11 protein-coding genes are annotated in these 15,290 nt (G+C 50.8%); 8 read left to right on the top strand and 3 right to left on the bottom strand.

Annotation, left to right across the window (positions count from 1 at the left end):
- Positions 1 to 61: 61 nt before the first annotated feature.
- The 4 genes from hutU to ACKKE8_RS22805 all read left to right on the top strand — a co-directional run bounded on the left by hutU (position 62) and on the right by ACKKE8_RS22805 (position 5,121).
- Positions 62 to 1,732: a urocanate hydratase gene (gene hutU / locus ACKKE8_RS22820; RefSeq protein ID WP_409175023.1), complete on the top strand. Its 1,671-nt coding sequence runs from the start codon at positions 62 to 64 to the stop codon at positions 1,730 to 1,732.
- A gap of 5 nt (positions 1,733 to 1,737) precedes the next feature.
- Positions 1,738 to 3,012 (top strand): imidazolonepropionase, encoded by a 1,275-nt coding sequence (gene hutI / locus ACKKE8_RS22815; RefSeq protein WP_409175022.1) that lies wholly within the window; start codon positions 1,738 to 1,740, stop codon positions 3,010 to 3,012.
- A gap of 70 nt (positions 3,013 to 3,082) precedes the next feature.
- Entirely contained in the window at positions 3,083 to 4,423 is a 1,341-nt protein-coding gene (locus ACKKE8_RS22810) for a YjiH family protein (protein ID WP_409175021.1), read from the top strand.
- Between the two features lie 59 nt (positions 4,424 to 4,482).
- Positions 4,483 to 5,121: a pyridoxamine 5'-phosphate oxidase family protein gene (locus ACKKE8_RS22805; RefSeq protein WP_409175020.1), complete on the top strand. Its 639-nt coding sequence runs from the start codon at positions 4,483 to 4,485 to the stop codon at positions 5,119 to 5,121.
- Positions 5,122 to 5,176: 55 nt separating this feature from the next.
- Here ACKKE8_RS22805 and ACKKE8_RS22800 read toward each other — a convergent pair whose 3' ends face one another.
- From ACKKE8_RS22800 to ACKKE8_RS22790, 3 genes are read right to left on the bottom strand one after another with little or no spacing between them, the layout of a single operon-like run.
- The gene (locus tag ACKKE8_RS22800; protein WP_409175019.1) at positions 5,177 to 6,613 is read right to left on the bottom strand and encodes a DUF4157 domain-containing protein; all 1,437 of its coding nucleotides are present in this window, start codon (positions 6,611 to 6,613) and stop codon (positions 5,177 to 5,179) included.
- 2 nt (positions 6,614 to 6,615) lie between these two features.
- A complete protein-coding gene (locus ACKKE8_RS22795) occupies positions 6,616 to 8,289 on the bottom strand; it encodes an MORN repeat-containing protein (protein WP_409175018.1) in 1,674 nt (557 codons plus the stop codon).
- A gap of 19 nt (positions 8,290 to 8,308) precedes the next feature.
- A complete protein-coding gene (locus ACKKE8_RS22790) occupies positions 8,309 to 8,695 on the bottom strand; it encodes a DUF4280 domain-containing protein (protein WP_409175017.1) in 387 nt (128 codons plus the stop codon).
- Between the two features lie 170 nt (positions 8,696 to 8,865).
- Here ACKKE8_RS22790 and ACKKE8_RS22785 point away from each other — a divergent pair, with 170 nt between their 5' ends.
- The 4 genes from ACKKE8_RS22785 to ACKKE8_RS22770 all read left to right on the top strand — a co-directional run bounded on the left by ACKKE8_RS22785 (position 8,866) and on the right by ACKKE8_RS22770 (position 15,288).
- Positions 8,866 to 11,622: an adenylate/guanylate cyclase domain-containing protein gene (locus ACKKE8_RS22785; protein ID WP_409175016.1), complete on the top strand. Its 2,757-nt coding sequence runs from the start codon at positions 8,866 to 8,868 to the stop codon at positions 11,620 to 11,622.
- Between the two features lie 18 nt (positions 11,623 to 11,640).
- Positions 11,641 to 13,797 carry an ATP-binding protein gene (locus ACKKE8_RS22780; protein WP_409175015.1) on the top strand — a complete coding sequence of 719 codons (2,157 nt, stop codon included), beginning with the start codon at positions 11,641 to 11,643 and terminating at the stop codon, positions 13,795 to 13,797.
- 112 nt (positions 13,798 to 13,909) lie between these two features.
- The gene (locus ACKKE8_RS22775) at positions 13,910 to 14,482 is read left to right on the top strand and encodes a DUF4255 domain-containing protein (RefSeq protein ID WP_409179180.1); all 573 of its coding nucleotides are present in this window, start codon (positions 13,910 to 13,912) and stop codon (positions 14,480 to 14,482) included.
- Positions 14,482 to 15,288, top strand: a complete 807-nt coding sequence (locus ACKKE8_RS22770; RefSeq protein WP_409175014.1) for a hypothetical protein — start codon at positions 14,482 to 14,484, stop codon at positions 15,286 to 15,288. Before ACKKE8_RS22775 ends, ACKKE8_RS22770 begins: the two co-directional genes overlap by 1 nt.
- Positions 15,289 to 15,290: the final 2 nt, after the last annotated feature.

Below are 15,290 nucleotides of genomic sequence, written 5' to 3'. Positions count from 1 at the left end.
TTCCTTGCTTTTTTACAATGGAGCTAAGAAATATATCCTTTTAGAAAAGCAGGTGGAAATGATGACGACGACACAATCCGTTGAGCAAATGATCCAAGCCTTTTCAGGTACCCAATTACATACAAAGGGATGGGTGCAGGAAGCGGCGTTGCGTATGCTCTTGAACAACCTCAATCCCGATGTAGCTGAGCGTACAGAGGATCTGGTTGTATACGGCGGAATTGGCAAGGCGGCACGGAATTGGGAATGCTTCGATGCGATTGTCAAAACATTGCAAACGTTAGAGAGCGATGAAACACTCCTCATCCAGTCTGGGAAGCCGGTTGCTGTATTCAAATCGCATACCGATGCGCCGCGTGTGCTGCTGGCAAACTCGAATCTGGTGCCTGCCTGGGCGAATTGGGAGCATTTCCACGAGCTGGACAAAAAGGGTTTGATGATGTACGGACAAATGACAGCGGGAAGCTGGATTTACATTGGCAGTCAGGGTATCGTGCAGGGGACGTACGAGACGTTTGCAGAACTGGCACGCCAGCATTTTGAAGGCACGCTGACCGGAACGATTACCTTGACAGCAGGCTTGGGCGGCATGGGTGGTGCGCAACCGTTGGCCGTATCGCTCAATGGTGGCGTCAGCATCAATATCGAGGTGGACCCGACCCGTATCCAACGCAGACTGGACACGAAATACTTGGATGTGATGACAGAAAGTCTGGACGAAGCGATCCGTTTGGCGGAAGAAGCGAAACGCGACAAAAAAGGCATTTCCATTGGTCTGTTGGGCAATGCACCGGAAGTGCTGAACGCTATGCTGGCTCGCGACTTTATTCCGGATGTGCTGACGGACCAGACCTCCTCGCATGATCCACTCAACGGCTACATTCCCATCGGCATGTCACTGGAGGAAGCTGCCGAACTGCGGACACGCGATCCGAAAGCGTACGAATCTCGCGCAAAAGCAAGCATCGCTGAACATGTTCGCGCCATGCTCGCCATGCAGGAAAAAGGAGCAGTCACTTTCGACTATGGCAATAACATCAGGCAGGTGGCAAAAAACGAGGGTGTGGAGGATGCGTTCCGTTTCCCTGGCTTTGTGCCAGCCTACATCCGTCCGCAGTTTTGCGAAGGCAAGGGGCCGTTCCGCTGGGTAGCACTGTCCGGCGATCCTGAGGATATTTACAAGACAGACGAGGTCATCCTGCGCGAGTTTTCCTACAACACGCATCTGTGCAACTGGATTCGCATGGCGCAGGAGCGTATTCAGTTCCAGGGATTGCCTTCCCGCATTTGCTGGTTAGGCTATGGCGAGCGTGCGCGTTTTGGTCAAATCATCAATGAGATGGTGGCGCGTGGTGAGCTTTCGGCCCCTATCGTCATTGGGCGTGACCATCTGGACTCCGGTTCTGTTGCTTCGCCAAACCGTGAGACGGAAGCGATGAAGGATGGCAGCGATGCAGTTGCAGACTGGCCGATTCTCAATGCCATGATCAATGCGGTAGGCGGAGCGAGCTGGGTATCTGTACACCACGGAGGCGGCGTTGGCATGGGCTATTCTCTCCACGCAGGAATGGTCATCGTGGCAGATGGTACTCCAGAAGCAGCTCGTCGACTGGAGCGCGTCCTCACGACAGATCCAGGCATGGGCATCGTCCGACATGTCGATGCAGGGTACGACCTCGCAATTCAAACAGCCAAGGAAAAAGGCGTCCACATTCCGATGATGAAGGAGTAAGAGCTATGACAAAACCTGTATGGATTCGCCACGCCAGTCAGCTTGCCACGCTGGCTGGCGGCTCCTCTTCCCCGGTAGTAGGAGCGCAAATGAACGAGTTGTCGATCATCGAGGACGGAAGCATCTGGCTGGAAGGCGGCGTTATCCAGCGTGTAGGAACAGATGAAGAGCTGGCGCTTTACTATCAAGACCGTGCGCATGAGGCGCAAATCATCGATGCTTCGGGCAAGCTGGTCACACCAGGGCTGATCGATCCGCATACACATCTGGTGCACGCGGGCAGTCGGCAAAACGAGTTTAACATGCGGCTAAACGGTGCGACCTATATGGAGATTATGAACAATGGCGGCGGAATTCACTCGACTACCGCGGCGACGCGCGCAGCTACCCACGAAGAGCTGTTTGCCCAGAGCAAGCAGCGTCTTGACCAATTTCTGTTGCATGGGGTCACAACCGTCGAGGCGAAAAGCGGCTACGGCCTGACATTGGAAGATGAGCTAAAGCAGCTGGAGGTCGCCAAGCAGTTGCACGAAGAACATGCCATCGACATCGTCAGTACCTTCATGGGTGCACATGCGGTGCCGCGTGAATACAAGGAAAATCCGGATGCGTTTGTAGACGTGGTCATCGAGGAAATGATCCCAGAGGTCGCTCGTCGCAAGCTGGCTGTTTTTAACGATGTGTTTTGCGAAAGAGGTGTGTTCACCCCTGAGCAGTCCCGACGCATTCTCGAAGCGGGGGTCCGTCATGGGTTGCTGCCAAAGATTCATGCGGACGAAATCGAACCGTATGAAGGGGCAGAGCTGGCAGCTTCGGTTGGCGCGGTATCTGCGGATCATTTGCTGCGCGCCTCTGACAAGGGGATTGAACAGATGGCAGAAGCGGGTGTCATCGCTGTGTTACTGCCCGGTACGGCGTTTTTCCTGATGGCAGAGTCAGCAAATGGCAGGAAAATGATTGATCGTGGTGTGGCTGTCGCGATTTCGACGGACTGCAATCCGGGCTCGTCTCCAACCGTTTCGCTCCCACTCATCATGAATCTGGGTTGCCTGAAAATGGGGATGACGCCAGCCGAGGTGCTGACGGCAGCTACCATCAATGCTGCTCACGCAATCCGCTGCGCGCATGAAGTCGGCAGTCTTGAGGTCGGGAAAAAAGCAGATGTCACGATTTATGACGTTCCTGATTTCATGACCTTGCAATATCGTTACGGAATCAACCACGTAAACACGGTAATCAAAAACGGAACCATTGTCGTTGCTGGCGGAAGACTGGCGTAATACAAAAGAGAGCAAAGAAAATGGATAGAAGTGGGGGAGACCGGCTTGTCTTAGAAATGGGGGGACATGTATGGGCAATATTTCGAACAGCAATCTTGCACCTCATCCTGGTCAGCAAGCCGTATCCACCACACATGCTTGGAAGTTTTTTGTTTTTAGCCTCATTGGTATTTTCGTCTTTTTTATCCCTGTTACGATTCATAACACGAGCTCGATTATACTGGATCATATCGTGACATGGGTTCGGCAAATCATGCCGGGTGCGATACCGATATATGCTTTGCTTGTCATTGTGCTTGGGGCCATTTATCCGTTTGTGACGGGAAGTTGGAAGCTGAGCAAAGTAAACCTCGTTTTTTCTGCGCTAAAAGTACTAGGTGTGCCTATCGCTCTGTTGATCTATTTTCAGGGGGGTCCTGCATGGCTGCTGGACAAGAATATGGGGCCCTTTCTCTTCGAAAAGCTGGTGATTCCAGTAGGCATGGTGGTCCCGATCGGCTCCGTGTTTTTGGCGTTGCTTGTTGGCTACGGCCTATTGGAATTTATCGGTGTACTGGTGCAGCCGATCATGCGCCCGATTTGGAAAACACCAGGCCGCTCTGCGGTAGATGCGGTGGCTTCCTTTGTGGGGAGCTATTCGATCGGTCTTTTGATTACGAACCGGGTATTCAAAGAAGGTAAATATACGATTAAAGAAGCAGCCATTATTGCAACAGGTTTTTCCACCGTATCTGCGACATTTATGATCGTCATCGCGAAAACATTGGATTTGATGAATTACTGGAATCTTTATTTTTGGGTCTCACTTGTAGTGACGTTTCTCGTAACGGCAGTGACGGTGCGTATTTGGCCACTGTCCAACATGAGCGATGCGTATTACCAAGACAACGGTGATCCTGAGAAAGTGATCAAGGAGAAACGGTTGCGTCAGGCGTGGACAGAAGCAATGGAAGCGGCGGGAAAAGCGTTGCCACTTACGCGAAACATTTGGGAGAACTTACGGGATGGTTTCATTATGACCATGAGTATTCTTCCGTCCATCATGTCGGTCGGTTTGCTCGGGTTGGTGCTGGCTGAATTTACCCCTTTGTTTGACTGGCTGGGCTACTTGTTTTACCCGATTACATGGCTCTTGCAAATTCCAGAGCCGATGCTGGCTGCAAAAGCGTCAGCGATCGAAATTGCCGAGATGTTTTTGCCAGCTCTGCTTGTAGTGAAGGCACCGCTAGTCACCAAGTTTGTGATTGCGGTCGTTTCGGTTTCTTCCATTTTGTTCTTTTCAGCGACGATTCCTTGCATTTTGTCCACGGAGATTCCGATTAGTATTCCAAAGCTTCTGGTGATTTGGGTAGAGCGTACGATTCTGACCCTGCTGCTTGTGACACCTCTAGCTTTCCTGCTTCTGCCATAAGCAAAAAAAGTGGTATGATGGTGGCAGGTTCGAACAAGCAGAGGAAAGAAGGGGTAGTCATGTCAGGATTCGGAATATTCCGTGATGTGGTCACGTCAGAGCAGCAACTACGGGAAATGGTCGGAGAGCCAAGTCGTCTCGTTCAGAACAAGGCGATAACCCAGTTGGATGCTCATAGCCGCAAATATATCGCCCAAGCGCCATTTCTCATCATTGCCACAGCAGACAAAGATGGCCATTGCGATGCTTCGCCACGTGGAGATGCGCCTGGCTTTGTGCATGTCATCGACGATCACCATCTCGTCATCCCTGAGCGCCCAGGAAACAAGCGGATGGACTCCATCACGAACATTTTGGTCAACCCGCATATTGGGCTTATCTTTTTGATTCCTACGCTGGAAGAGACGTTCCGCGTGAACGGCAAGGCTTGCATTATTCGTGATGAAGAAATACTGGCGAAGATGGCGGTAAACGGGAAGGCGCCTACGCTTGGGATTGGCGTAAAGGTAGAGGAATGCTTCGTTCACTGTGCGAAGGCATTTATGCGCTCTGGTCTATGGAAGCCGGAGTCGTGGCCGGCAGAGGGGACGACTCCTAATGTCGCCCAAATGCTGGCGGACCATGTGAAGCTTCCGGGTGTGACGGCAAAAGAAGTGGCGGAGGGCTTGCAAGACAGCTATACGAATCGATTGTACTAAGCATAGGAAAAACGGCAGTTCTCCCATTTCGTTGTGGAGCCTGCCGTTTCTCGGTTTATTCAGGCATAGGGTCATCTACCAACCACCCAGTATTGGAGCTGCCGCAGTAATAGCATTCGACTGTATAAGAGGGCATGTTCGAATAGCGTATATGTTCCGGGATTAAGAAGGTCGGGTCAGCGGTTCCGGTCCCACCCGTTGGGGTTCCTTTTGTAATGCCCCGGAAAATGATCTTGATATCATAACCTGGCAGATTGGTCATATTGCTCAATCTAGCGGTCAGTCTAGCTTTAAGATCAACCAGCGGGGCGCTGGCCCTATTTTCGGCTGCGGTGTACGGCCAAGGGTTTTCAGGATGATACTTCTGAATGACGATGACATACTCTTTATATCGATTCGTATCCCGCCGCTTGTCTAATTGACCGATCGCTTCATGAATACGGGAGCCAATTTGGGAATCGTCATGAGAGCTGATTGTCTTGATCTCCATAGCCACGCGTTTTTTCTCGTATAAAACGGTTGAATCATCCTCGTCCTCCTCCAGCATGCGGTCTTCCTCAGGCATGTCGTTTTGCTGCTCCTCCAAATAGGTGTAATCAATGTCAGGATCGTCGTCCTTATCCTTTCCGAAAAAGGGCGTGATATTTTCTTTGAAAAGACGCTGTGCCTCCTCCAACTCTGTATAGTTCCCGCCCGTAACCGAGAAAATATCAGAAATTTTGGCGTGTAGACTGATTCCGTAACGTACTTGGTCAAAGTAGTTATCTACGTCGCCCACTTGCTCAAAAAGCTCATTTACCGTTCCTTCATCCAGGTTATTTGTTTTCTCCACATGTTTGTCCCACATTCTGCGTGCATCTTTTACATCTTCGTCCCAAGTGCCTTGGATAATCGGGGCTGATACAGAACCAGCAGCATCCGCACCTGTACCATCCGTCATGGTACCAGCAGCTGCGTGTGACCCATAGCGATCAGCCTCTGCTTCGAGAGCAGGATCGTCATTGATGGGCAAGCTGGAATCCGGCACGTTCGCTTTTACCCGTCCTTGCCGTTGCTGGACTACATGTGTCAGCTCATGACCGAGTAGCTGTTGACCGCTTTGCGTTTCCGGCTGATAGGTGCCGGGAGCGAAGTGAATGTCATTCCCTTGGGCGAAGGCAATAGCTCCGATTTGGGAGGCGGCAGACGATTCTGGATGAATCTGTACATCTGAAAAATCAGTGTGAAAAGCCTGCTCCATTTTTGCTTGGACGGAATCGGGGAGTGAGCGGCCGCTGACAGAAGAGAGATTCTCCGATCTTTGCAGGGGGGTCTTTGATAACATGCGCTGCACTGCCTGATTGCCAAGAGTCTTTTGCAGAGAAAGGATGTGGGAAGAGTGACTCGCCTTTCTTTGGACCTGGCTCGGTTGGAGCATGGGCCTGGAAACAGGTGCTTTCGTTTTTTCATGAGTCGCATCCATAGACGGCTTGCTAGATTCATAGCGCCTCATTTTTACACCCCCTCTGCTTTTGTCACGTCCAATTGAACAGGTTCCTTTTGCTGTGCTTGATAGAAATAGAGGTACAGATACGGGTCGACCAAATAGCTCGTGATAGCTCCAGTACGGTTAGAATACGTGGTGGACGTCTTGGGCAAAATGGCAGATTTGCTGTCGAGCTCGTTCCGATCTTCTTTGACGATAGAGATGACCTGTGGGTGATATACGTGGACGGCAGTGACAATCTGCTTGGTAGGGTGTCCTGGTGCTGGTTCAAGTGTAAAAGCCATGTTCATGTCACGATAGGTAAGTTTTTGAGACGATAAGGTGGCCTCATTCGCTGGTGGAGCTTCGGGTACTTTTTGATCGGCAGAAGGAGTGACAGCTCCCTCGACTTGTTTCGGCGCGTCATCGTCGGGCTTGCCCATAATCTCTTCCAGCTTGCTCCTGGAGATGCCGATGAATCCAGGTAAATAAATACGCCCTTCGCGGAAGTACCCCTTGTATAACGGTAAGCCTTCCTTGTCGTAAAGCGCCCCGATGCCGTCGTAGGCACCTGCCCGAAATTGCCCCTGATACAACAGAGCGTTTTCGGCAGAACGAAGCTCTCCCGTTCCGTGATAATGCCCTTCGGCAAAACCGCCTTTATACAGCGTTACGCCACTTGCATCACGAAGCTCGCCCTGCCCGTGATACACACCAAGCAAAAAGTCACCTTGATAGACGATGCTGCCACTGGTGGAGAATTTGGTTCCGGCTCCATTGAAGTGCCCATTTCGAAAATGACCTTCATACACGAGCTTGCCATCCCGATCAAAAAAACTTCCGGGTCCATTGTATCTGCCGTCCACAAATTGCCCTTTGTACTGCACGAGCCCGTTTTCGTAGTAATCGGTACCTTCACCGCCGTAGAATCCATTGTCAAGCAGTCCGTCGTAAAGCAGCTTTCCATCCTTTGTAAAAAGCCTGCCAGCTCCGTTGTACACGCCGTTTTTAAAAGCGCCCTCGTATTTGATTGCGCCGTTTGTGTACAATTCCTGACCGGCTCCATCCAGCTTCCCATTTTTGAATTCTCCCTGAAAAACGACTTGCTGGTTGTCGTTGTACAACGCTCCTTGACCAGCGTATACCCCATTTTCAAACCCGCCTTGATAGACGAGAACGCCTTTCCGATATCCTTTGCCTAAACCTTGCGGAGTGCCGCTTTTGAACTCGCCGGTATAAAGAAGCTTCCCATTGTCGTCATAGAGCTCGCCTTTTCCTTCATACAGACCATCGACGAGCTGACCATGATAAATCATCGTGCCTTCCGGGTTGTAGATGATCGCGAGACCTGTATCGGAAATCTGTTGATTTGGAGTTTTGAGATGAATGACGATGGGACGTTGCAAAAAGCGGTTAAGCGCATCAGGAGGATTGATGAACAGGAAGTAGGCCAGGACAAGGAGGAATAGTCCTGTCAAAATGAGAAAGCGTTTGGCGATGTAAAAACGGCCGATATGCACGTAATCGTTGAGTGAAGTTTCTTTTTTGGTGAACAGTCCGGCAATGCCATTCTTGATCCAATCGAGGGCTTGCTTGGGGAGGGCGGCTCCTTTTTTTATCCAATCCTGTACCCATTTTTTGAGTGGATTGGTAAGCGGGTCGACAATCGTTTGTTCCGTTAGCTTTTGGAGTTGTTTGTCCATATCGTTTCCTCCCTATCTGTCAGGGAACCTGAATCGTCGCTTGACCGGGGTTCGTGATTTGGATGACGCCACCCCAGCTGCACATGAGCTTGGAGGTTTGATTGAGAGCAGGCATATTGGCGACGAGAACAGTAGGGGAGCCAGGAACCCAAGGGGCGGCGGTGACAGGAACGCAGGGGACAGGAGTGAAAACGCCCAGCTTCGCCGCTGTGGCTGCTGCGACCTGAGGGTTGGACATCGTATTGCACATCCCGAATGGAAGGACGTTTACCATCGGTTTATTGTCCATGATGTTTGCGATTGGCATATTGGTGGTGACGCGATTCACCGGGAGCACCATGAGTGAGCTGGGAGCTGCGCCGAAGCTGCACTGCAGCATGGCTCCTCCGCAGACGAGTTGTCCCATGAAGCCAACTCCTTTGCATAAGTCATCTGGTAAGATATTGAAAATCAATCTGTATAGTAGTATAAATGTCAAATAGAGAAGATGTATAGCGAAATTTGTAATTTTTAGTATAATGTTGCTTGGTATCATTTTCGAAAATACGTTTTCGAGAGATGGGAGAACCGCAAACGATGGGAAATAACAAGAAGTATTCCTGGTTGACCGGACTGCTGATTGTGTTTGTTGGGATCGGCTTGCTGCTCGTTTGGAACGTGGATAGAAGCGGGAAGCAGGATGTACCGTTTCACGGGATCGATAGCATCGCGGTCAATAGTCAAAAGGATGTCGTCCTCATAACGGATGGACATCAAAAGCTGACTAGCCTGTACCCCGATCGGTCGCTAAGGTACCAGCAAGTACTGGAGCAAAATCCGGAAGAAGGCTTGGAAAATTTCACAGAGGTAGCCATCGACGAAGAAGGTTATGCGTACGTGCTGATCACAAAGCTCGATAGCTTTGGGTTGCGGACCGTATCCGAGAGAATCGTGCGAATGTCGCCAGATGGAGAAATCGTACAAGTCGTGTATGAAGATTCATACGGAGCGAACAGCTCGTACAAGCGGATTGGCAAGGTACGCTCCCTGCAAGTCGCGAAAGATCGTCTTTACTTTTATGTTTATCAACACCCTGAAGTGATTGCCTATCAATTTGTACCCTCTGATTCACCCCCCACACAACTCTATCAAATCCAATTGCCTAATGAAGTATACGTCAATGAAATCACAGGAGTAGACCCGCGGCATACCTATGTCACTACCAAGCGCGGAGAGGTTTTCCAGATCGACGTTCCCCAAGGAAGCGGGGAAGCGCAAGTGAAAGGTCCGCTCTACGTTCACTCCGAACGGTCCGAAAAGAATCATGCCGCCCCCAACCATGTCAAAGTGGGGCCAGCAGGTCGTCTCCTGTTCTACAATTCCGATCAAAATGTCATCGAACGCTTCGATCCCGCACATCCAGATGAAATCGCCTTGATGGTGCCTTCCAAAACATTCGAGCAGATCAAGTCGAGCGATAGCAGTGCCTTAACGGCGTTTGCTGTAACCCCCAAGTATGAGTTCGTAGTGGCCACTGATAGTCAGCTCGCCTTCCTGGATCAACAAGGAAATGTGATGACCAAGCTCACTTCCCCATCTGTATCCGAAAAAGACCGCTTGAAGGAATGGACCTGGTGGACAGGATTGGGAGTGGAAATTCTCCTGTTTGGTGTCATTCAGTTTCTGTTGTTTCGCCTTTTCCGGATTCCGTTGATTATCAAGCAAACGATCGTGATAGCCCCACTGGTTGTTGTCCCCGTATTCCTACAACTGGAGGGAACAAAGCTGACCTTTTCGTTTATGGAGCAGGAAAATCAAACCGATCTTCGTCTCCAAGCCTATGTGATTTCCACTCTGATCGAAGGGGACAAGCTGGATGGAATCAACGGAGCCATTGACTACCTGAATGCGGAATATCAAGCAGTACAGGCCAAGCTGAAAAAACTGGAGGTTCCAGATGATGTGCATGTGAACAGGGGGCTGTACAAAACGATTTACAAATACAAAGATGGCGAATTATTTCTCATGATGGATGACAATGACAGCGCAGAAGTGTTTGAGAATGTTGCCATTGATGACGAGTTCCGCAGTGTAGTCATGAAACGGGAGATCGTCTCCGGTAAAGCACAGGATCGGACAGGCTACTGGATGTACGCGATGGCTCCGATATACAACTCCTCCGGCAAGCTATCGGGTGTGTTGGAGCTGGGCAGAGAAATGAACGGGGTCCGCATGCAGCACAACGAAATGTCCCGTGAGCTCGGCCGTGGCGCTGCGCTGGTCTGGTCGATTTGTGCGAGTCTATTTTTCCTTTTCTCGTGGCTGACATACCGAAACATCCGCAATCTGCAAACAAACGTCTCCGATATGGGAAAAGGCGACTACAGTGTGGTGGCGAGGGTTCGCTCCATGGATGAAATTCAAAAGCTGGCAGAAAGCTTCAACCAAATGGCAAAGCGCATTCGTCAGTACATTTCGAATATCACGAGGATGAGCGAGGCGAACAATCGCTTTGTGCCGCAGCAGTTTATCCATTTTCTGGGGAAGGAAAGTATCCTCGACGTGGAGCTGGGTGATCAGGTGGAGCGGGAAATGGCGATTATGCGGATGAGTCTGCAATCGTTTCATGCCATCTCTCATCGTCTGCGACCAGAGACGACCTTCCGCGTTATCAATGCGTTTCTCAAGCGTTTTGCTCCGATTGTGAACGAGAATCAAGGAATGATTACCGAATACCTCGATCCCGGCGTGCTTGCTGTTTATCCAAAAGAGGCGAAAGACGCGCTGGATGCGGCCGTACAAATGCGCCGTACGTTAGCAGACTATAACGAGCAACGGGCGGAAAAAGGGTACGATCCGATTGAATTGCGGGTGGCCCTGCATCACGGTCCGCTGATGCTAGGGATTATTGGCGAGGCGACGCGGCTTGAGGCTGCGATCATATCGGATCACGTCCGCGTGGTGGAGAAAATGGAAAAGATGGCAGAAACGCTCGGAGCCTGCATCCTGATGTCCGATTCGCTGTTTGCCGAGATGGGAGAGAGCACGCCGTACCGATATCGTGATTTAGGCTGGGTGCATATCGAGGGAGAGGCTCAGCCGATGCATCTGTACGACGTCTACGAGGGGGACACTAACCAGATTCGTGCGCACAAGGAGGAGACGAAGGAATTGTTTGAGCAAGCGATTGCGATGTATCAGAATGGGAGGTTTCACGATGCACGCTCCGCTTTTCTGTCCGTCATCAAGCAAAACCGCTGGGATCAGGCGGCCCGACAGTATTTCTACTTATGTGACGAGTACGCCCAAAAAGGGGCCGAACGAGATTGGTCTGGCGAGTTGAAAATATCGTAGGAGCGGTGAAAAAGCGAAATGACTAGTCCCGAACCGAATCACAACCAGTGGAACTATTACGAAGAGATGCTTCGATGGCTGGATATTCATCTGATGCGCTTGCTGGCCGTGCGAGCACAGCAGGGAGATGATTATCCGCTGGATCAAATGAGGGGGGTGATTGTCACAGAGGAAGAGGTCGTGCAATTGCTTGAGGCAGCCCCGCCAGCAACGCAGCTATGGGAAGTTTTTACAGAGCGGGTGGCAGCATGCGAGGAAAGACTGGATGCCCTGCACATGCAAGAAGCAGGTAGCGTACCGATTATGGCAGTGGCAGAGGCTTTTTCGCTCAATCGCTTCGAGATGGGATGTTTATTTCTTTGTCTGGCAGTCGAGCTCGATCGGAAGTACGAAAAGTTGTTTGGCTACCTCCTCGATGATATTACGTGCAAGTCGCCTACTCCCGAATTGGCGATGCAGCTATTTTGCCGGACAGCTGCTGAGAGAATAGAGGCCTGGACAGCGTTTACGCAAAAAAGCAAGCTGGGTCGATTGCTGCTTTTTACCGAGGCGGACATGGGTGGCAGCGGCTCCTGGCTCTCTCGGCCGTTAAAGCTGGATGAACGCATGCTGCACTTTTTGACGACAAGGGATGGAGGTGATGCCAGTCTGCCGCCTTGGCTATCCTGGAGCTTGCCAGATCAAGAGTTGGAACCGTTGGTAGGGGAGAGCGGGTTTCATTTGCAGGAGCGCTTTGAAACATTGTGGGAAACGGCAGGAGCAGATTCAGAGCGGCTTCTCCTGCATTTGCATGGTCCGACTGGCGTTGGTAAAAGGCATCGAGTCAAGCATTTGTTTCATCGCGTCAGGCGACCGGTGCTGTTCGTCGATGCAGAGCGCTTGATCCGCGAGGAAGCTTTTTCACGAAGATTACAGCAGGTATTGCGGGAGGTACAGCTGCGTCAGGGTGTGTTGTGCTTGCATCAGTTCGAAGTTTTTCTGACAGAAGAGGTCCAAACAGTTGGGCGCAAGCAGCTGGTGATGGATGAACTCGATAGCTTTTCAGGCCCCATTGCCATTGTGGCGAAAAGTCAATGGAAGCCGGAAAACGCTCTGCGGAAGCGAATTTGGCTGGAAATGGAGGTGCCTGGCCCAGATGAAACCGAAAGGAGGCGATTATGGGAGACAGGCAGTGCAGGCATGAGCTTTTCTCAAGAGATTGATGTAGGCGTTTTGGCAGGGAAATTCAAGCTGAATGCCGGGCAAATCAATCAGGCGCTTCACAGAGCAAAGGAGATGGCGATGCAGACGAAAGACAGGATCATTACGAAAACGCATCTCCATGAAGCTTGCTTCCTGCAAATGAGACATGCGCTAGAAAAGCACGCTTCTCGATTGAGACCCAAATATAGCTGGGAAGATCTGATTTTGCCTGAGGAGCAACTGACTTTGTTGCGAAACGCCTGTAATCAGGTGACCTATCGAAATGTTGTTTTGGGAGAGTGGGGCTTTGGGCGAAAGCTCTCTTATGGCAAGGGCGTTAGCATGTTGTTTGCAGGTCCTCCCGGTACAGGCAAGACGATGTCGGCGGAAGTCGTGGCAAACGAACTGGGTCTGGAACTTTTTAAAATTGACCTGTCGCAGGTGATCAGCAAATACATTGGGGAGACGGAAAAAAACCTCCACCACATCTTCTCGGAAGCGAGAATCGGCAATGCCATCCTCTTCTTCGATGAAGCCGATGCCCTTTTTGGCAAGCGCTCAGAAGTCAAAGATTCGCATGACAAATACGCGAATGTGGAAACGGCCTACTTGCTGCAAAAGATGGAGGAGTACGAGGGGGTCTCCGTTTTGGCGACGAATCTCCTGCAAAATTTTGACGAGGCCTTCATGCGCAGAATCAACTACGTGGTGAAGTTTCCTTTTCCCGAACCGTCCTATCGCGAAGAAATATGGCGTAGCATGTTCCCGGCCGATACGCCACGAGCTGCTGACATCGATTTTGAGTTTCTCGCGTCCAAGCTGCACATTGCTGGGGGCGGGATCAAAAATGTGGTTCTCGCTGCCTCTTTCTTGGCTGCATCGGAAGGCACACCTGTTTCCATGAGTCATTTGATTGCGGCCGCAAAGCAGGAGTTAAAAAAGACGGGTAAGCTGCTATTGAAAGAGGATTTGGGGGAGTATGCCAACAGGTAGTGGTATAGGAAGGATGCGTAATTTTACAAAATTAGATAAAAATTCATGCAAAACCATTAATTTCAATGTTATGATAAGTATATTCTGTCAAATAATGTCGAGGTGAACGGGTATCAGCCAGTACACCGCCATTGCTGAAGTAGGAGAGACGCTGCTCGCTCTTTTGCGAAAAAAGATGACGCCGGAGCCGATTAGCCAACCCGAGTTAATTGGTCTAAGCTCGCCTGCTCAGCCAGGAGATTTGGCGTTAGCCTTGTTTTTATACGAAATTCGGGAAAGTCAGGAGAGGCAGCATATGATGATCAGTGAAGGTACTGATCAGTTGCGATATCCCCCAATGACGGTCAATCTATCCTACATATTGACTGCCCATTCCCCAGCAGAACAGCATACCCGCATGCTGGACGAGCACCGCATCCTCGGGCGTGCCATGCAGGTTCTCTACGACAACGCCATTTTACGTGGCGATCAGCTTCAAGGCTCCCTTGCAAACATGGATACAGAGCTTCGTGTCGTCGTGGAGCAGCCTCCCGTTGATAAACTCATCCAACTCTTTCCACATGTTCCGTACAAGCTATCCATCGGCTACTCGGTAGGGCCGGTTCATATCGATTCAACCCGAGTTCGTTCAACGAAGCGCGTACTGGAACGGGATATTCGCATACGAGGGGAAGGTCATGGTTAATGGATCAGCATTTTCAGGTGCGCATTCGTTCCGTACCCTCGTATGCCGTCCGTCTTGTGGACATGTATACAAGAGGAGCCCCTTTTCGCTCGAGCTTGTCTGTTCGCTTGGCGAATCATCCACAAGTGCCCGTATGCAAAGGGGACGGATGGTATATCTTTACGGACTTGCCTGAGGGGATTTACACGCTCACCGTAAGCAGCCGAGAGTATATGGATCACTCCATGTCCTTCTCCGTGATCACTGGGAGCACATCTTACACGGAGTCCATCATTTACTTGCATCCGAGTCCAGCCTATCCATTCCGGGCAGGAGACTCCCTTGTTCGAGGGAGAGCTTGCGTGGGGGATGGTTCCCCAGCTGGCGGAGCCTATGTGCAAGCTGTCATCTCGTATGAGCGAGATGCCCCGGTGAGATTGGCCGAGGACGCTGACAAAGAGGCGACGGAGCTAATCGTAGCCAGTAAAAAAGGTCAAGTCGATTTGGCTGAAGCTTTTCTTCTCGAAACACCCACATGCAAAGGGACGATCATTCGTTTTGCAAGTCCCCCAAAAGGTCGGGCTTATCCCTTGGCCGAACCTCTTTCTTTTGCCTACCCAAGAGGCACTGTCTTACTCCCACTGCTCGAAACGCATTGCGACGACAGAGGAGAATTCGTAGTTGCCCTTCCGTTGTTTCTGGAAAAAACTCATGCTCGAATGAAAATTGAAGTGTGGCGGGAAGTAGCCGCTGGTTTTGCCGAGCTTTCCATTCAAGCCGGTACGACCCAATCCATAGGTATCATCCAAATGAACAGACCCAAATAGGG

Source organism: Brevibacillus fortis, assembly GCF_046196545.1.
Classification (GTDB): domain Bacteria; phylum Bacillota; class Bacilli; order Brevibacillales; family Brevibacillaceae; genus Brevibacillus; species Brevibacillus fortis_A.
This window is presented reverse-complemented; position numbering and strand designations above follow the sequence as displayed.